The 19,156-nt window shown below is 42.7% G+C and carries 14 protein-coding genes; 1 reads left to right on the forward strand and 13 read right to left on the reverse strand.

Annotation, left to right across the window (positions count from 1 at the left end; genetic code table 11):
* Positions 1-6 precede the first annotated feature (6 nt).
* Entirely contained in the window at positions 7-3,102 is a 3,096-nt protein-coding gene (locus AC0L6H_RS20240; RefSeq protein WP_473394603.1) for an efflux RND transporter permease subunit, read from the forward strand.
* Here the strand turns inward: AC0L6H_RS20240 and AC0L6H_RS20245 are convergent.
* The 13 genes from AC0L6H_RS20245 to murD form a co-directional block, all read right to left on the reverse strand.
* Positions 3,099-3,809 (reverse strand): aspartate/glutamate racemase family protein, encoded by a 711-nt coding sequence (locus AC0L6H_RS20245; protein WP_473391153.1) that lies wholly within the window; start codon positions 3,807-3,809, stop codon positions 3,099-3,101. The two genes, AC0L6H_RS20240 and AC0L6H_RS20245, sit on opposite strands and share 4 nt — an antisense overlap.
* A gap of 79 nt (positions 3,810-3,888) precedes the next feature.
* A complete protein-coding gene (gene mutT / locus AC0L6H_RS20250; protein WP_473391155.1) occupies positions 3,889-4,293 on the reverse strand; it encodes an 8-oxo-dGTP diphosphatase MutT in 405 nt (134 codons plus the stop codon).
* A complete protein-coding gene (gene secA / locus AC0L6H_RS20255) occupies positions 4,277-6,997 on the reverse strand; it encodes a preprotein translocase subunit SecA (RefSeq protein WP_473391156.1) in 2,721 nt (906 codons plus the stop codon). Before secA ends, mutT begins: the two co-directional genes overlap by 17 nt.
* Before the next feature lie 144 nt (positions 6,998-7,141).
* The gene (locus tag AC0L6H_RS20260; protein ID WP_473391158.1) at positions 7,142-8,014 is read right to left on the reverse strand and encodes a M23 family metallopeptidase; all 873 of its coding nucleotides are present in this window, start codon (positions 8,012-8,014) and stop codon (positions 7,142-7,144) included.
* A 360-nt stretch (positions 8,015-8,374) separates the two neighbouring features.
* Positions 8,375-9,304 (reverse strand): UDP-3-O-acyl-N-acetylglucosamine deacetylase, encoded by a 930-nt coding sequence (gene lpxC, locus AC0L6H_RS20265; RefSeq protein WP_473391159.1) that lies wholly within the window; start codon positions 9,302-9,304, stop codon positions 8,375-8,377.
* 162 nt (positions 9,305-9,466) lie between these two features.
* Positions 9,467-10,612, reverse strand: coding sequence for a cell division protein FtsZ (gene ftsZ, locus AC0L6H_RS20270; RefSeq protein WP_473391160.1), 1,146 nt, complete (start codon positions 10,610-10,612; stop codon positions 9,467-9,469).
* 67 nt (positions 10,613-10,679) lie between these two features.
* Positions 10,680-11,909, reverse strand: coding sequence for a cell division protein FtsA (gene ftsA / locus AC0L6H_RS20275; protein ID WP_473391162.1), 1,230 nt, complete (start codon positions 11,907-11,909; stop codon positions 10,680-10,682).
* 38 nt (positions 11,910-11,947) lie between these two features.
* Complete coding sequence (locus AC0L6H_RS20280; RefSeq protein ID WP_473394605.1) at positions 11,948-12,751, reverse strand: cell division protein FtsQ/DivIB; 804 nt, start codon at positions 12,749-12,751, stop codon at positions 11,948-11,950.
* 44 nt (positions 12,752-12,795) lie between these two features.
* A complete protein-coding gene (locus AC0L6H_RS20285; RefSeq protein WP_473391163.1) occupies positions 12,796-13,785 on the reverse strand; it encodes a D-alanine--D-alanine ligase in 990 nt (329 codons plus the stop codon).
* Positions 13,782-15,230 (reverse strand): UDP-N-acetylmuramate--L-alanine ligase, encoded by a 1,449-nt coding sequence (gene murC, locus AC0L6H_RS20290; RefSeq protein ID WP_473394607.1) that lies wholly within the window; start codon positions 15,228-15,230, stop codon positions 13,782-13,784. Before murC ends, AC0L6H_RS20285 begins: the two co-directional genes overlap by 4 nt.
* A 32-nt stretch (positions 15,231-15,262) precedes the next feature.
* A complete protein-coding gene (murG, locus tag AC0L6H_RS20295; protein ID WP_473394609.1) occupies positions 15,263-16,399 on the reverse strand; it encodes an undecaprenyldiphospho-muramoylpentapeptide beta-N-acetylglucosaminyltransferase in 1,137 nt (378 codons plus the stop codon).
* Complete coding sequence (gene ftsW / locus AC0L6H_RS20300; RefSeq protein WP_473391164.1) at positions 16,392-17,693, reverse strand: putative lipid II flippase FtsW; 1,302 nt, start codon at positions 17,691-17,693, stop codon at positions 16,392-16,394. The genes murG and ftsW overlap by 8 nt, the downstream gene beginning before the upstream one ends.
* Entirely contained in the window at positions 17,690-19,153 is a 1,464-nt protein-coding gene (murD, locus tag AC0L6H_RS20305; protein WP_473391166.1) for a UDP-N-acetylmuramoyl-L-alanine--D-glutamate ligase, read from the reverse strand. The genes ftsW and murD overlap by 4 nt, the downstream gene beginning before the upstream one ends.
* Positions 19,154-19,156: the final 3 nt, after the last annotated feature.

The raw sequence follows: 19,156 nt of genomic DNA on the forward strand, positions 1-19,156 counted from the left end.
AACATGATGAACCTATCTGAATTTGGTGTTAAATATAATCGCAGTGTGATGTCTATCGTGCTGGGACTTATGATTTTTGGCGTGTTGAGTTACTTTACCTTGCCTGCACAAGAAGACCCATCAATTAAAATTCGAGAGGCCGTAATTACTACAGAGTTTCCCGGCATGTCTGCTGAGAAAATCGAATTATTAGTGACCAAAACGATAGAAGAAGGCGTTCGTAACGTAGATGAAGTCAAAGAGATACGCTCAGTATCAGTCCTTGGTCGCTCGACGGTATATGTGCAGTTATATGAACGCTATTTTGACCTTGACCAAATCTGGGACAAAGTTAGAAACGAACTTGATAAAGTTGCGAATCAGTTGCCTGAAGGCACAATGACCCCTTTTGTGAATGATAACTTTGGCGATGTGGCTATTTTAACGGTTGCCTTGCAAGCACAAAGCGGTATATCAATGGGCGAGTTATTTGATATGGCCCAGCATGCAAGAGACGAATTGTATTTAGTCGAAGGAACGCAATCAGTCAATATTCTAGGTGCACAACAAGAAACAATCGTTATTGAGGTCTCTGATATAAAAGCGGCACAACTAGGCATTTCGCCCGCCCAGTTGATAGCAACTTTACAAAGTGAAAACGTGATTCGTGCAGGCGGTATTATTGATATTGATGGCAAGAGCTTTAACGTATCACCAAGCGGGAATTTCACCAGTATAGAGGATATCAAAAACGTTGTATTTCCACTTGAAGATCCAAGCCAAACAATCAGGCTAAGCGATCTTGCCAAGGTTTATCGAGATTTAGTCAACCCCCCAGAGCAAACTGCGTATTTCAATGGTAAACCCGCTATTGTTTTAGCTATCGCCAAAAATGATCGCTACAGCGTTACCGAAGTGTCCCCGCGAATTGAAAAAAGATTACAAGAATTAAACACCATCATGCCCGCAGGCATCAGCTATAGCATAATCACGCGCCAAGCAGATCAGGTTGAAACCGCCGTCGAAGGCGTTTCGATAAATGTCATCCAAACCTTAGCAATTGTATTGTCTGTGGTCATTTTATTTTTGGGCTTTAGGATCGGCTTAATTGTTGGAGCAATTGTACCAGCGGTGGTATTAATCGTATTGGCAATATTAAATTTTAGCGGTATGGCCCTTGAAAGAATGAGTTTGGCAACTTTAATCATCTCACTAGGTTTGTTAGTTGATAATGGGATCGTAGTTGCTGAAGACTTTAAAAAGCGCCTAGAGGCTGGCGAAAAACGTATCGAAATAGTGCGCAATATAGGCCGCACCTTAGCAATACCCTTGCTGACATCGTCAGCCACGACCATGCTCGTATTTTTGCCTCTTATGCTTGCCGAGAGTTCTTCAGGTGAATACACACGCTCAATTTCAATTGTCATTATTTACGCCCTAGTAGTGTCGTGGTTGCTTTCGTTAATGGTCACGCCCTACTTATGCTACCTATTTATTAAAGATGGTGAAATCAAAGCCAAAGAAGGCTTCCAGCAAAAAATTGCAACGCTCTTCGATAAGCTAAACGACGCATACCGCAGCTTCTTAAAACGTATACTTAGACAACGCGCTTCGTTTATGGCCTTTATGATTGTTTTGTTTATTGCTGCGGGCGGCGCGATGAGTATTGTACCGGTAAAGTTTTTCCCTGATTCAGACCGTGCACAAGTACTCGCTTATATCGATTTACCTGCGGGCACGACCATGCGCGAAACACAGGCAAGCTTGCAGCGAGTTTTCAGTCTCCTTGATAACAACGAGCGTTATCAACACGTGAGAAACTATGCTGCCTATGGCGGTTTTGGTGGCCCTCGTTTTGTTTTGTCTCTAACGCCAATTACACCAGAGTCAAATAAAGCATTTATTATGTTCAACTTGAGCGACAAGCAATATCAAGATGAAGTGATTGCTTTTTTACGTGAAGACTTCGCACAGCAATTTCCCTCAATGCGAGTGCGCGTCACCAAAATGTTTTTAGGCCCGTCCGATTCAAACAAAATAGACATTCAAGTTATTGGCCCAGACAAAGACGTAGTGTATAAAGCGGCCCAAGATGTTAAAGATATTATGCGCTCATTAAATGGCACGGTTGAAATAAAAGACGATTGGGAAAACAAAATTTCTCAAGTCGATATCAACATAGACCAAGCTCGCGCTAAACGTGCAGGGGTAAGTACCGAGGACGTTGCACGCTCTTTGCAGACCTTTTACGATGGGGTTGTTATCTCTGAGTTCAGAGAAGGCGACGATCTTTTACCTATTATTGTCAGAGGTGCACAAGAAGATAAACTTGACCTGTCGCGCCTATACAGCGTGAGCGTATATAGCCAGAGCCGAAATGTAAATGTTCCTCTTGAGCAAATCGCAAGCATAGCGTTTACGCCTCAATATGCACGCATCGCGCGTGAAGACCTTTTCAGAACGGTTACCGTAGAGGCTAAGAATTTATTCTTGACGGCTGAAGATATGGCAGGAATGCTTCAGGGCCAGTTAGACGAACTTGCGGCAAGACTGCCCTATTCACATCGTATAGAATTTGATGGTGTGGTTAAAGAATCTAAAGAGTCGCAGGCCTCTCTAAATGCGAACATACCGCTTTGCCTGAGCATCGTTGCCCTTATCTTAATTGCACAATTTAATTCATACCGCCGAGCGGGCGTCGTTATTTTAACGGTACCCTTAATTCTTATAGGTGCGGTAATGGGCTTGTTGGTGTCAGGTGCTAACTTTGGCTTTATGGTAATACTAGGTCTATATGCATTGGCAGGTATTATCGTCAATAACGCAATTGTATTAATAGACAGAATCGACATTGAGCGTAATGAAAATAAGGATAAGGCGAACAGTAGCGAGCACGACGCCTTAATTAGCGCCTCTGTGCATCGACTAAGACCCATTGTAATGTCTACCTCAACAACTATTTTAGGCTTATTGCCATTGATTATTAGTCAAGATGCTTTGTTCTTTGGCATGGCCTGCGCAATTGCCTTTGGATTAGGCGTGGGCACCTTGCTAACCTTGGGTGTCGTTCCAGTTATGTACAGCGTATTTTTTGGCATACAAGCCCAAAAGACGAGCGCCTAATTAAGTGCTGCTTTTACTACCGCATTTACATGTAATTCAGTGGTATTGAAAAGTGGCACTTGCTTTAAGTCCTGAGGTTGAATAAGTAAAAATATTTCCGTGCAGCCCAAGATAATGCCTTGTGCACCTTGGCTAATGAGATCATGACAAACATCAATGTAGATTTGTTTAGACTCGGGCCTAACAATATTTTTCACGAGTTCGTCAAATATGATGCGATCAATTTCAAGCTGCTGCGCTGGGGAAGGCACGATGATGTTAATGCCTTCTTTTTCATATTCTGCACGCATATAGTCTTCGGCCATAACAGGCAAGGTACCTAACAACGCTACCGTAGATAAATTTTGCGCGACAATTGCACTGGCGGTTGGCTGTGCAATATGAATAAAGTCAATGTCAATTACCTCGCTAACGCGAGACAGGACTTTGTGCATAGTATTTGACATACATATAAGTACATCAGCTCCACCTGCTTGGGCGAGCTTGGCTTTTTCAAGCAAATAGGCTTCTGCTAGTGCCCACTCACCCTTTCTAACAAAATATTCTATATTGCCAAAATTACAGCCAATGATAAGCGTTTCGGCAATATCCCAACCACCCAATTGAGCATTTACAGCTTGATTAATAAAGTTATAGTATTCGACAGTAGCTCGATTGCTCATACCGCCCAAAATGCCAATGGTTTTTTGTTTTAATGGTCTATTCATATAGCCTAGTGCTGAGTACGACTTAAGAAAATGTTGATGGGAGTCTAAGAGACATTTGCTATTATTGCAAAACGAAAGATTAGTTTAGTACTTGCGCTAATTTTTCGATGATATTTTGGTTAGCCTCAGGGAAGTCTAAATTTTTAAGCGAATTAAAATGAAACCAAGCAGACTCTTGGCCTTCAGCACCATAGGGTTGACCTGCAAAATCAGACACTATATAGACATGTAGACTGACTTTTTTATCGGGGTAATTGTGCTCAATATCCATCAAATGTTCGCTGGTGTTGATAGATATGCCAATTTCTTCAGCTAATTCTCGCTTCAGCGCGTCCTCGGCGGATTCGCCTTGGTCAAGTTTGCCTCCGGGAAACTCCCATTTATTGCCTTGATGCTGATGGGCTTGTCGGCGACACACAAAAAACATATCGTTTTTGGTAATGACGCCAACCGCTACTTTGATATGCTTAGCTAAGCTTGCCATGGCACTGCTTATACTTCTTACCAGAGCCACACGGACAAGGATCGTTACGTCCAACCTTAGGACCTTGACGTACAGAGGTTTGTGGCTTAGAAGGTGTTTGCGCGTCCACAGGCCCTTGCGTGGGTGAATCAGCATCTTTATGTTCAAACATTTTCTCAGCTTCAGCGCGTCTACGCTGCGCTTCAACCGCTTCAACATCTGCTTCTTGACGTACTTGTACTTTACTTAAAATACTAATAACTTCAATTTTTAGGTTGTCAAGCATTTCAGAGAACAATTCAAATGACTCACGCTTGTATTCTTGCTTAGGATTCTTTTGCGCATAAGAACGCAAATGAATGCTTTGACGCAAGTAATCCATTGCGGCCAAATGTTCTTTCCAGTGTGTATCAAGTGTTTGTAGCATAATTTGCTTTTCAAACAAACGAATAACCTCGGCGCCTACCGTCTCTTCTTTTTCACGGTATGCATTGACCACTGACTCTAAAATTCTCTCACGTAAAGTGTCTTCGTAAAGTTTGTCGTCTTCATCAAGCATCTTTTGAAGCGGCAAATCAACTAAGAAGTCACTACGAAGGCGCTCTTCTAGGCCACTTACATCCCACATTTCTTCAAGAGACTGAGGCGGTATGTACTGACTAATAACGGTATTGACGACGTCTTCGCGCACGGTAACGATGGTCTTCGCAATATCACCTTCATCAAGCAGTTCATTACGTTGTTCATAAATAACGCGGCGTTGATCGTTGGCTACATCATCATACTCAAGCAATTGTTTACGCATATCAAAGTTACGACCTTCAACTTTACGTTGAGCGTTCTCTATTGCACGCGACACCCATGGATGTTCAATAGATTCACCTTTTTCCATGCCAAAGCGCTTCATCATATTGCTCATCTTATCTGATGCAAATATGCGCATGAGTGGGTCTTCTAATGAAAGATAAAAGCGTGATGAACCAGGGTCACCCTGACGCCCTGAACGACCACGTAACTGATTATCAATACGACGAGACTCATGACGTTCAGTACCAATAATATGAAGTCCACCAGAAGCCAATACTGCATCGTGGCGTTTTTGCCACTCTTCTTTTTGTTTCGCAATGGCCGCTTCACTTGGATCTTTTAACGCGTCGATTACGACATCTAAATTACCACCAAGTACGATGTCGGTACCACGGCCGGCCATGTTGGTAGCAATGGTTATGGCACCAGGCATACCCGCTTGGGCAACAATATCAGCTTCTTGAGCATGAAACTTAGCATTCAATACCTTGTGCTTAATTTTTGCTTTTTTAAGTAAATGTGACAATAGCTCAGAGTTTTCGATAGAGATTGTGCCAACCAATGCTGGCTGACCGCGCTCTACGCAGTCTTTAATATCTTCAATAATTGCAACAAACTTTTCTTCAGCTGTTAAATAGATTTTATCCGCGTGATCTTTTCTTATCATCGGCTTGTTGGTCGGAATTACGACCGTCTCTAAGCCATAAATACTGTGAAATTCAAAAGCTTCGGTTTCGGCTGTACCGGTCATTCCGCTAAGCTTGTCATAAATTCTAAAATAATTCTGGAAGGTAATTGACGCTAACGTTTGGTTTTCGTTTTGTATATTTACGCCTTCTTTAGCTTCAACAGCTTGGTGCAAACCTTCAGACCATCTTCGCCCTTCCATTGTGCGGCCAGTATGCTCATCAACAATTATGATTTGATCGTCTTTTACGATGTAGTCAACGTCTTTGGTGAAAAGTTTATGCGCTCGCAAAGCGGCGTTTACATGATGCAGCATAGGAATATTGGTCGCTGCGAATAATGAATCACCCTCTTCAATTAAACCAGCCTTTTGCAGTAGTTCTTCAACAAAGACTTGACCATTCTCGGTTAAATGCACTTGTTTTGCTTTTTCATCTAAGGTGTAGTGACCATCACCATGTGCATCTTCTTGGTCTTCTTGATCTTGCTTTTGAAGTTCAGGAATTAGTGTGTTTATTCTCTTATATAATTCTGAGCTATCTTCGGCTGCACCTGAAATAATGAGCGGTGTGCGCGCTTCATCTATTAAGATTGAGTCAACTTCATCAATAACGGCGAAATTTAGTTTGCGCTGGACACGGTCTTTAGGGCTAAATGCCATGTTGTCACGCAAGTAGTCAAAACCGAATTCATTGTTTGTACCGTAGGTTACATCGGCGGTATAGGCAGCAAGTTTTTCTTCATGGTTCATACCAGGAATATTGCACCCAACGGTAAGTCCTAAGAAGGTAAATAACTTGCGACTCCAATCGGCATCACGCTTGGCAAGGTAGTCGTTTACAGTAATTACGTGAACGCCATCACCCGAGAGCGCATTAAGATAAGTAGGTAAGGTGGCGGTTAAGGTTTTACCTTCACCTGTGCGCATTTCTGAAATCTTGCCTTGGTGTAATACCATGCCGCCCTTCATTTGCGCATCAAAATGACGCATACCATATACCCGTTTACTTGCCTCGCGAACAACCGCAAACGCTTCGATCAAAAGATCTTCAAGTGTTTCACCGTCTGTGATTCGCTTTTGGAATTCTTGCGTTTTGGCTTTAAGGGCTTCATCGCTTAAGGCCTCTAACTCAGGCTCAAGCGCATTGATTTGATTAACTGTTTTACGTAACTTTTTTAAAAGACGGTCGTTACGGGTACCAAAGATCTTCCTAAATATACTCAAGAACATGCGTTGAAGACGTCCAATTTTTCGGTCTACTGACCTTAATAGCGTTAAAAAAAGCGCATATTAACACAAAGTGAAAGAATATGGCCGATAAAAGTCGTGCTGAAGGTTGCCCACCAACACTATTAAGAGAGTCAAACTAGCGGATTAGCGGTAGATATAGGGTAGTGGATCGACTTGACGACCATTTTTGATGACTTCAAAGTGAACATGCGGCCCTGTGGAACGCCCTGTATTACCCAAAAGTGCAATACTTTGCCCTTTGGTCACGATGTCGCCAATTTCGACGGTTAAAGCCGCGTTATGGCCGTAGCGAGTTTTCAAGCCATTGCCATGATCAATTTCAACTAAATTTCCGTAACCGTAACGGCTTCCAGACCAAGTAACAACGCCCGCACCTGTTGCGATAACGTCACTTCCTTCTTTTCCTGCGAAATCAATGCCTTTGTGCATAGTGCGTTCGCCAGAAAATGGGTCCTTTCGAATTCCGTAATACGAAGATAACCAACCTTTACCCACCGGCCTACCGGCTAGTGTACTCTCTTGTTCTATATTGAGGCCTTGGAGGATAGATTCAAGGGCTGTGAGTTGTTGTATTTTAAACTCAAGCGCATCGGCCATTTTTTCTATTTGAGAAGTTAGCTTAGCGTCTTTGCTAAGCTGTGCTTTCATTTCTTCTGGAAATGTAAAGTCGGCTTTCGTGAGGCCGCTTTTTTCAGCTAAATTTGCTGACACAGTGTCTAAATGATTAAGTTGCGATTGCATCGTCCCTAATTGCTGGATTAGGCCATCTAGTTTCTGGTCAGTTGTGTTATGTAATTTTTCGACTAAATCGACTTGTTCTTTTAAGCCCGTTTTTACGACGTTAAACCTGACTTGATTTTCGTACACTGATTCGGTACTGCGGCTAGAAACTAAAAATACAAGCGAGACACCCACAAGCAAACTCACCGTCTTACGAATAGATACTTTTTTCGCAATTCTCGTGTTCTTACCTTTTACTAATATGGTGATACTCATTGTATTGGTTTCTCTTTTACAGTGCACTTCAACTGTTATTAATGCCAAATAGTGTAATCATGTTATCGGTCAATTGATACAAAATAATAAGCGTTGAGTTATATTTTTTAATAAGCGTCTACTTATTTTACACTTCACTAGAATCTAAGCAGACTACAACATTTTTTAAACCACATTCCTTATTCAGATATTTTGCCCATAAGTGTCTATTTTTCATGCACTTATAAAACAAGCTAAATTTTAACGGCTGACATAGCGCTGCATTAAGTATGCAATAGCCATGCAAAACTAGCACATTATTGTGAATTGTCTTGGTTTTTCTTTATGTAAAAAGAGTGATAGAACAGCATAGTGTCGAAACTAAGCGAAGTTCATACCAAGAGATCGTGTATTTTCTATGTACTTTATTGGCAGACTTTCTTCGTTTTCAAACTCTACATATTCCCACGCACTTTTATCATCAAGGATCGCATTGAGTAACTTATTGTTTAAACCGTGACCGGTTTTATAGGCAACAAGTTCACCAATAAGGTTATGACCACCTAAAAATAGGTCGCCTACTGCATCCAAAATTTTATGTTTTAAAAATTCGTCGGTATATCGAAGTCCTTCAGGATTAAGAACGCGAAACTCATCAAGTGCCACAGCATTGTCCATGCTTCCACCTAATGCTAAATTCATTGAATTCATCATTTCGAGGTCGCGCATAAAACCGAAGGTGCGAGCTCTGCTTACTTCATCAACATATGAGTCTTTAGAAAAATCTAATATACAGTGTTGACGCGTTTGAGAAATAGCGGGATGCGCAAAATCAATTGCGAAATCAACTCGAAATCCATCATATGGTCTGAATTCGGCCCATTTGTCGCCGTCTTCAACTCGAATTGTTTTATTAACTTTTATAAATTTCTTTGGTTTGTCGAGCTCAACCACACCTGCGCTTTGCAATAAAAAGATAAACGGGCTTGCGCTACCATCTAATATCGGTAGCTCGTGACTGTCAACTTCAACAATAATGTTGTCGATACCAAGACCCGACAAAGCAGAGGCTAAGTGCTCAACAGTATGGATAGAGTAGCCGTCGGCATTTGTGATACAGGTGCACAACATGGTGTCACCGACATCTTTTGCATTGGCATGAATGTCAGCAGGCGGAGAAACATCAACACGTCGAAAAATGATACCGGTGTCTGCAGGCGCCGGGCGCAATGACATAGTCACTTTGCGGCCTTTGTGCAAACCAATTCCGGTCTCGGTAATCGTTGTTTTTAACGTACGTTGTTTTAACATGTCTACTTCATCGTTTTTCAGGACGGCGAATAATAAAGAGTAAAGCATTAAAAGTCAAAGAAAATTCAATTTGCAAGCATTATTCGCAAATTAAATCACTGTTCAGACCAGTAATGCAGTAAGCAAGGTACAAGACCACCTTAATGGCCATGCACCTAATCCCTAGTCCGCTTGTCTGCGCAAAAATGCCGGAATATCTAGATATTCCAATTCGCCAGATTGCTCTTCGTCTAGTTTAACTGCTTGATTACCCTCAACTGAGCCGCTGTTGACTCGGCCTTCATTCGTTTTCATAGGCTCACGACCGGGCTTTCCTGACTCAGAAGGCACTAACGAGATATCAGGCTTGCGATCGGCGCCAATGCCAGTGGCAACAACAGTTACTCTGATTTCATCTTCTAGTTCAGGGTCAATTACCGTACCAACAACCACAGTTGCGTTTTCAGAAGCAAAGGCTTTTACTGCATTACCTATGATTTCATACTCATCAATCGCAAAATCTAAGCCAGCGGTAATATTAACTAAAATACCGCGAGCCCCTGACAAATCAATATCTTCAAGCAATGGACAAGCGATAGCTGCTTCGGCGGCTTCTTCAGCACGGTCTTCACCGCGACCAATGCCACTGCCCATCATTGCCGTGCCCATTTCAGACATCACTGTTTTAACGTCAGCAAAGTCAACGTTAACCAAACCAGTGCGCGTAATAAGCTCTGCAATACCTTGAACAGAACCTTTAAGTACATCATTGGCCGCACTAAAAGCTTGTAGTAATGGCGTACCTTTGCCCATCACTTTTAAAAGCTTTTCGTTAGGAATAGTAATCAATGAATCAACAAAAGACGCCAATTCTGAAATACCTTGATTAGCAAAATCTAAGCGCTTTTTGCCTTCAAATGGAAATGGTTTGGTTACCACCGCCACGGTCAAAATGCCCATTTCTTTTGCTAACTTCGCGACTACAGGGGCAGCTCCTGTGCCTGTACCACCGCCCATTCCGGCCGTGATAAAAACCATGTCTGCACCATCGAGTGCTTGGCGGATTTTTTCACGATCTTCTTGTGCAGCTTCCATCCCTACATTGGGATCAGCACCAGCTCCCAAACCTTTGGTAAGTTCAGTACCAATTTGTATTTTAACTGTCGCGGTGGATTTTTTCAGAGCTTGCGCATCTGTATTCATCGCTATAAAGTCAACGCCTTCAATGGTTTCATCAACCATATACTGAACGGCATTTCCGCCGCCCCCGCCAACACCTACTACTTTTATTACCGCTTCGTCTGAAGGCGGTTCCATCAGTTCGAACATAATATGTAACTCCGATACCATTAAGTCTGCGCAACAGACTTGTTGTTATTTAGCGCTTAAAGGCCCCCTAAAATGCACCTTTAAACCAGCTCTTGACGCGTTTTATAACGCTTTCGTCGTCATGTCTAGATGACGCTTTCTTATTATTAGAATTTTGTTTGCCGTATTGTAACAAGCCTACCGCTGTCGCAAAACAAGGATCGTCCACATATTCGGCCAAGCCTTTCACACTGTGAGGCTTACCGACACGTACCGGCATTTGAAAGATTTCTTCAGCGAATTCAACAGCACCCTCCATTTTAGAGGTGCCTCCTGTAATAACTAAGCCGGCTGCTATTTGTTCTTCTAATCCGCTAGCTTTGATGTGTTCGTAGGCAATTTCTAGTAATTCATGGTATCTAGGCTCTATTACCTCAGCAAGTGTGTGGCGCGACATAGCGCGAGCAGGTCGGCCTCCAACACTGGGCACATCAATGGTCTCTTCCATATTAACCATATTTTTCAATGCACAAGCATAATTTACTTTAATTTGCTCTGCATTATTCATTGGCGTACGGAATATTTTTGCGATATCGCTTGTTATTTGGTTTCCCGCCAATGGTATAACCGCAGTATGTCTTATTGCGCCGTCTGTGTAAATCACTATATCAAGGGTTCCGCCCCCAATATCCGCTACACACACGCCTAATTCTTTCTCATCTTCAGTCAACACAGCATAACTAGACGCAAGCGCACCGAAAATGGTCTGGTCAACTGATAAATCACAATTTTCTACGCACTTCACTAAATTTTTTGCCATGTCATCAGCACAAGTAATAATATGTGCCGCAGCAACCATTCTAACGCCAGACATTCCAATCGGGTTTTTAATGCCTTCTTGCACATCAATCACATATTCTTGTGGTAACACATGCAATAATTTACGCTCTGCTGCCATGGGCACCGAACGGGCAGCATGGATGACGTTATCAACGTCATCTTGGGTCACTTCTTGGTTGTTTATTGGTACCATACCGGTTTCGTTTTGGCACTGAACATGTCGCCCACTAATTGACATAAACACACTAGCGACTTGGCAATCAGCCATCAGTTCCATTTCATTGATTGCATGACGCACAGAATCAACGACTAGGTTCAAATCATTAACGCCGCCCTTATCCATACCACGAGACTTGTGCTTTCCTACGCCAACAATACTGATATTGCCGTCGTCAAGAATTTCTCCAAGCACTGCTTTGACAGTACTGGTGCCAATATCTAATCCAACTATTAAGTCTCTTTCCAATGCCTTAGACACAATTTTCCCCGTTCCTTAACGATTATTTTTATTCTTAACTACAAATTTTCAGCTTGTGACGTATTTTCATTGTTTGCTTTGTTATCGCCCCAACCCACTGCCATACCTGTGTCATAACGCAAATCGACGTAGGCTATCGACTTTTCTTGCTGTTTTAGCAAGGGATAAACATCAATATATCGTTGTAGGCGATTTATATATTCTTGACGCCCTAACTTGAGCAAAATGTCGTTGCGTAATTTTGCCTGCCAAGCAAAGCGTTCACTTAGCGAAAGTAATGCAATTTTCTGGCCACTCGTGTTAAGTAATCGCTGCATATGAGTATACCCTGTTAAGGCAGTTTTTTCGCTACCCATTGGGCCAAATAACACAGGTAATCTTTGCAATTCAATACTTTGCTTGGTATCACCATAAAGTTGCTTCAAATTAAGCCCTTCAAAAGTATCACCGTAGCGATTTAATAATAAATCATCATTCCAAATCGCTACGGCTTTTTGTTCAACAATATGAATATAAAGCTTACTTGGCCACCGTTTTCGTACTGAGGCGGTATATACCCAAGGTTCTTGTTCCATTATTTCGTGAACGTAATCAACATCCAGTGCAAAAAAGCTTCCTTTTGCTTTACGTCTTACTACATCTTTCAACATTTGCGTATCGAGCATGGTTAACTTACCGCTTATTACGATCTCTTGAACGGGTAAGCGTTGTTCGTCTTGTAACCACTGATATGCCCCAAAACCCGCGTAAATCATGCACGCTATCACCACTAAAAATATTGGAAAACCAATATAAAATGGCGTTTTTTCAGCACTTGTGCCCTCGTCAACGCTCTCTTGCACTGCAAGTTCACGCGACGCACGCTTGGTGCTTAGGGCCTTGCTACTCACGCAGGCTCTCGCAAGTGCGCAGGCAGGGTTTGTGCAAGTATTTGCAATACTAACTGTTCAAAGCTAAGACCTGCTTGTTTAGCGGCCTTGGGCACTAAGCTAGTTACCGTCATACCTGGCACGGTGTTACTTTCTAATAAATAAAACCTGCCACACGGATGGCCATTTTGATCAGTTTCACCGTCACGCATAAGATCAACCCGTCCCCAGCCTTTTCCTTGCAGAGCTTTAAAGGCTTCAATAGCTAAGGCTTGAACATACTTTTCGTCAGCGTCATTCAAACCACTAGGGCAATGATATTCTGTAGTATTGGCCTGGTATTTTGCATAATAATCATAAAAACCCGACGCTGACTTCATGGTAATTGAAGGTAGGGCGTCGTCACCTAATATACTCACCGTATATTCAGGGCCGGTAATAAACTTTTCTATCAATACTTTATCGTCATACTCAAACGCAGTTTCGATCGCATTTAGTAGACTTTCTTCACTACTTGCCTTGGTCATTCCCAGGCTCGAGCCTTCTAAACTCGGTTTAATCATCAATTCATGGCCTAAAGTCGCCAAAATGTTGGCGGTGTCGCAAGCTTGGAAACTGTTTTTCGACACTACCATGTAATCGGCGGTAGGAAATTTGAGCGCGTGCCATATTAATTTGCTGAGTATTTTATCAATCGATAAAGCAGAACCCGTTACCCCCGACCCTGTATAAGGCAAATGTAAAAGGTCGAGTGCACCTTGAATTGAACCGTCTTCTCCGCCTCTGCCGTGCAAGGCAATAAATACACGGTCAAATTGCTGCTCAGCGAGTTCGCATATTTTTCGATGTTTAGTATCAAAGCCATGAGCATCTATACCGTAGCCCTTGAGCGCGTTTAAAATTGCTTTACCTGAGGCTAGGCTAACCTCGCGTTCAGCAGAATTACCGCCGAGCACCACGGCAACTTTTCCAAAAACTTCACTGCTAATAGTAATAGGCTTCATCATGTTTTCTTTTTCATCAACAAGTTAAATTTACACTCATGCTTGGCTAAGGTAGCGGCAATATTGCCAACGTTACCTGCTCCTTGCAAAAATACGATATCTTGATCATGAACAATATCATTAAGCACGGTATATACGTCCTCAGGCTCTTTGACATGTATGGGATCGATTTTCCCGCGCTGTCTTATTGAGCGACAAAGTGAGCGGCTATCAACACCGTCAATCGGTGCTTCACTGGCACTATAAATATCTAACAATAATAAAACATCTACCTTTGAAAGTATCGCAACAAAATCTTCATATAAATCTCGGGTACGGGTGTACCTGTGCGGTTGGTACACCATGACCAAACGCTTATCAGGCCAGTTACTTCTGGCTGCAGCGATTGTCATATTAACTTCGGTCGGATGATGACCATAGTCATCAACTAAGGTGAGCATTCGGCCGGTGCTTACATGTTCTTGTTTTGAGTCTTCAGCAGCATCAACATCAAATTCTCCCAATATTTGGAAGCGCCGCCCTATTCCTTCAAATAGCGCTAAGGCACGAAGAATATCAGCATCTTGTATGCCTTCTTCGGTGGAGGTAGCGACAGCGCCCGTGGCGTTTAGAACATTGTGGATCCCCGTAATGTTCAATTCAACTTCTAGGCTGCTATTGTTTGGTCGCATTACCGTAAAATGACTTTTATTCACCCCGTAACTAATGTTAGATGCAACATAATCATTACTATCGTTCACGCCATACGTTATATATTTGCGTTCAATGCTTGGAATGAGTTCTTGAATGACGGGGTCATCACCGCAAAGCACAGCAAGTCCGTAAAAAGGTAAGTTGTGTAAAAATTCGACGTACGCGCTTTTCATTTTGCTAAAGTCGCCATCATAGGCATCTAAATGATCCGCTTCAATGTTAGTCACTACACTTAAGGTTGGTTGTAAATGCAAAAAAGAAGCATCACTTTCATCCGCTTCTGCAATCAGGTATTTGCTTTCACCCAGTTTAGCGTTAGTACCTGCACTATTTAACAGACCACCAATCACGAATGTTGGGTCAAGCTTTGCTTGCGAAAAAATGGTTGCCAGCAAACTCGTTGTTGTTGTTTTGCCATGTGTGCCTGCAACCGCAATACCATAGCGAAAACGCATGAGTTCAGCCAACATTTGCGCGCGTCTAATAACAGGAACGCGCGCTTCATTTGCCTCTATAATTTCAGGGTTGCTTTGATCAATCGCCGACGACACCACTACCACATCAACCGCCCTTAAGTTAGCTGCGCGATGCCCTATAAAAATCTCTGCCCCCATACTTTGCAAACGCTGCGTCATATTGCTTGATGCAATGTCTGAACCGCTTACTTTGTAGCCTAAATTGATCATGACCTCGGCAATACCACCCATACCTGCGCCGCCAATGCCGATAAAATAAATATGCTCGACATCGCGCATTTTATGAGGGGATGTATTGTTATTGGTTTTCACTATTTGCCACCTTTTGAATTATCAGTGTCATGGACAAAGGTCTTAACCGACTTCGCTGCTTTTGTAATAAACTGCCCAACCTGTTGTGTCGCATTTGGATGGGCACAAGCTCTCGCCTTTTTAGCCATGGCTAAGCGTTTATTAGGCTGCGAGCACAACTCTCTCAAAGAAGCGAGTAATGTAGTTGCTAAAGTGGCTTGGGGCAACAATAAAGCCGCACCTTGTTCGCTTAAATATTTCGCATTTTCGCTTTGGTGATCATCAACGGCAATAGGCAATGGCACAAAGATCGCTACTCTGCCAGAACCCGCAACCTCAGCAACCGTTAAAGCACCGGCTCTACATATAATAATATCTGACCATGCAAACGCACTTTCCATATCGTCAATAAATTCTACAACCGACGCATTGGGCATTTGCTCGTAGGCTTCTTTCACCTCTCGGTTTTTGCCTTTACCTGATTGATGCCTAACCTGTAAAGTAAATTGTGCTGACAACTCACTCAGTACATTTGGCACTATTTGGTTAAGTGCCAAAGCACCTAAGCTACCGCCAACAATAAGAATGTTAATAGTTGCATTTGCGCTGTTTTGTTTTTCTTCAATTGCAAAAAAACCTGCGCGTATTGGGTTACCTACATAGTGCGTTTTAGCCACTAACTTAGGTGAGTTTTTTGCGCAAATGACGGCACTTAAGTCAAAACCGCTTAAGGTAAACTGAGCGACCTTCGCCAAATAACGATTAGTCATTCCAAATACCGCATTTTGTTCATGTACAACCAAGGGCACGCCCAATAGCCAAGCCGCTATTCCGCCGGGTCCGCTAGCGTAGCCCCCCATACCTAAAACGGCTTGCGGCTGCAACACACGTAACAACTTAATGGCCTGAATAAGCGCGGCAAGCAACTTAAAAGGCGCATGCAACTTAGTGAGCAACGACTTACCGCGAGCACCACCAATTTTAATAAAATGAATGGGGAAACCATATTTAGGAACAAGCTGCGCTTCCATTTTGTCAGCAGTACCAATCCAATGCACATCCCACCCCTGCGTTTGCATTTCACTAGCCACTGCCAAGCCCGGAAACACATGACCTCCAGTACCACCAGCCATTACCACAAGTAGAGGCTTATTCATCATCCCCTCCTACTTTCGTGTTTTTAAGCGAGCTTTCATCGTCAACAGCTTTAGTACTGAGTGGGGCTTTCTTGACCGCGGCTTTTTTCTCACTGGTTTTACTTGCTGGTGTACTGCGAGATTTTCGCGAAATTGCATGTACGCCGTCGACCCGTAGTTCAAAGTCAATACGTATAAGTATCGCAACTGCAATACTCATAATTATAAGCGACGAACCTCCATAGCTAACTAAAGGAAGGGTTAGGCCTTTCGTTGGCAGCAAACCAGAGCTTGCGCCAATATTAATTGCCGTTTGCAAACAAATCCATATCCCAATAGCATAAGCGGTGAAAGCCTCAAATGGTCGCTGGCTAGACAACGCATGGTTACCAATCTGCAAGCCTTTAACAATTAAAGTAAAGATCAAAACTAACACAACAAGAACGCCAACATAGCCAAATTCTTCAGCTAATATTGCCATAATAAAATCAGTATGCGCTTCAGGTAAAAAAGCCAGTTTCTGCAAGCTATTGCCCAAGCCTTCACCAAACCAAGAACCCCGCCCATAGGCCATGAGTGATTGCGTAAGTTGGTAACCTGTGCCGAAGGGATCGGCCCACGGGTCCATAAATCCAGTAATACGGTCGCGTCGATAATCTGAAATAACGATAAGAGTAACAAAGGCAGCTAGACCAGAAAAAATGACTGCAAAGAACTGCCACAAACGTGCACCAGCTAAAAAGAGTAAAGCGAGCGTGGTAGTAAACATCACAAAAACGGTGCCAAGGTCAGGCTGTTTTAAGAGTAAGGCTGCAAAAACGAAGAATACAATCAAGGGTTTAAAAAAGCCCTTTAAGTTTTCTTGTACTTGTTCGTAGCGACGCACCAAATAACCCGCCAAATACAAAAAGAAAAATAATTTTGCCGGCTCTGCTGGTTGCACTGTAATTGGCCCTACGACTATCCAGCGCGTACTGCCATAAACTGATTTACCGCCAATCACCACGTAAATAAGCAAAGCTAGGGCGACAAACAATAGATAAGGGTTTACAACCCGCCAAAATTGCATAGGTATGCTCAAGGTAAACAAACCGGCACTTATGGCCAAGAGAATGTAAATACCATGTCGAAAAGTAAAGTAATAGGGATCGCCATAGATCCTTTCAGCAATTGGCATTGAAGCTGAGGTCACAATCACAAAGCCAATAGAATATAGAGCAATACAAACAAGGACAATTAGCACGCTATAAGGGCCTTGGCTAACTCTATCGTGACGCTTAGCGAACATCTCGCTTAAACTTAATTGTTGCATCATGCTGCCACCTCAGCGTTGACCGCTTGGCAAAACAATTCACCGCGCTGCTGATAGTTAGTAAACATATCTATGCTCGCACAAGCGGGCGATAGCAAAACGCCAACGCAATTGCTATTGACAGATTCTTGCGCATTTATTGAGGCAGTGACAAGTTCATCTGCATATTTGCTTGCTAGTACTACTGCTTCTTCAATCGATTTCGCCTTGGTAAATGGTGTATCAAAACGGGTAAACAAGTCCGCGTCTTTGCCGATGAGGACAAGCCTTTCAACCCGCTCTGCAATAAGCTTACCCAAATCGCTGGTTTGCGCTCCCTTTGCGTCTCCACCGGCAATAAGAATAATGTGTTGAACCTGCTTTGATAAACTTTCGATAGCAGCAATGCTTGCGCCTGGGTTTGTCGCTTTAGAATCATTTATCCATCGCGTGGTCGCACTTTGACGAATCAACTCAAAGCGATGGGCCAAGCCCTTATACTGTGACAGGCTATGTGCAATAGCGCATAAATCGATACACGCAAAATCTTCTTTTAAGATATGTGCACAGACCAAGACCACCTGCATATTTAAGATTTGAAATTGGCTAAAATGCCCATATTTGCTAAGGTCAAATAGCAACTCTTTACCATTAAAAATACCAGCGTCATTTTGATAAAAACACGCCTCGGCTTTATCTTGCGCGCAAGTCAAACCAAAACTAGTAGCTGCTTTAGGCACAAGGGGGAAGCTGGCTGGGTCCTCACGGTTATACACCACATGTTTGGCATTAACATAAATCTGTTGTTTAGCTTGGATATAAGCGTCCATGTTGCCATGTCGGTCTAAGTGATCCGAGCTTATATTTAAGATGCAGGCTATATCTGGACAAAGGCTAAAGGTAGATTCTAATTGAAAACTAGACAATTCTAAAATGATTAGATCGATATTTTGGCAGGCCTTGTCACTTGATGATTCAGAAATAAGTGCTAGTGCTGGGATACCAAAATTACCGCCTAATAGCACATTGAGGCCAGCCGCACGTAGGCCTTTATACAACATATCAACAACGGTACTTTTACCATTTGATCCGGTAACCGCAATCAGCTTAGTCGGTAATGAACCTTCAGCTAATCCTGCGTTTTGAGCATTGAGTTCACGCGCAAAAAGCTCAATATCACCAATAACCCTATCTTTGTGCTTATGGTGCTCTATATATGCCTGAATGAAGCTTTGTTTTAAATTAACACCGGGGCTCACTACTAGTAAATCGAAGGCAAGTAAGCTTGTGGAGTCATTTAAGATACTGCATTCGAATTGCTCATTGTTTATGCTGTCAACATCGAAGGATTTGTCAAAAACACTGACTTTTGCGCCCTTTTGAGACAAATACTGAGCACACGCTTTCCCGCTTACGCCATAGCCAATCACTGCAATGGATTGGCCTGCATAATTATGAGTATGGGAAAGCACGCATTGAGTCATAGC

Source organism: Glaciecola sp. G7-5, assembly GCF_055808975.1.

What these genes read in the sequence shown, in the direction of transcription:
- AC0L6H_RS20245 (WP_473391153.1), bottom strand. Translation starts at nt 3,809, where the DNA reads ATGAATAGACCATTAAAACAAAAAACCATTGGCATTTTGGGCGGTATG.
- mutT (WP_473391155.1), bottom strand. Translation starts at nt 4,293, where the DNA reads ATGGCAAGCTTAGCTAAGCATATCAAAGTAGCGGTTGGCGTCATTACC.
- AC0L6H_RS20260 (WP_473391158.1), bottom strand. Translation starts at nt 8,014, where the DNA reads ATGAGTATCACCATATTAGTAAAAGGTAAGAACACGAGAATTGCGAAA.
- AC0L6H_RS20240 (WP_473394603.1), top strand. Translation starts at nt 7, where the DNA reads ATGAACCTATCTGAATTTGGTGTTAAATATAATCGCAGTGTGATGTCT.
- AC0L6H_RS20285 (WP_473391163.1), bottom strand. Translation starts at nt 13,785, where the DNA reads ATGATGAAGCCTATTACTATTAGCAGTGAAGTTTTTGGAAAAGTTGCC.
- murD (WP_473391166.1), bottom strand. Translation starts at nt 19,153, where the DNA reads ATGACTCAATGCGTGCTTTCCCATACTCATAATTATGCAGGCCAATCC.
- murG (WP_473394609.1), bottom strand. Translation starts at nt 16,399, where the DNA reads ATGAATAAGCCTCTACTTGTGGTAATGGCTGGTGGTACTGGAGGTCAT.
- ftsZ (WP_473391160.1), bottom strand. Translation starts at nt 10,612, where the DNA reads ATGTTCGAACTGATGGAACCGCCTTCAGACGAAGCGGTAATAAAAGTA.
- ftsW (WP_473391164.1), bottom strand. Translation starts at nt 17,693, where the DNA reads ATGATGCAACAATTAAGTTTAAGCGAGATGTTCGCTAAGCGTCACGAT.
- murC (WP_473394607.1), bottom strand. Translation starts at nt 15,230, where the DNA reads ATGCGCGATGTCGAGCATATTTATTTTATCGGCATTGGCGGCGCAGGT.
- lpxC (WP_473391159.1), bottom strand. Translation starts at nt 9,304, where the DNA reads ATGTTAAAACAACGTACGTTAAAAACAACGATTACCGAGACCGGAATT.
- secA (WP_473391156.1), bottom strand. Translation starts at nt 6,997, where the DNA reads ATGTTCTTGAGTATATTTAGGAAGATCTTTGGTACCCGTAACGACCGT.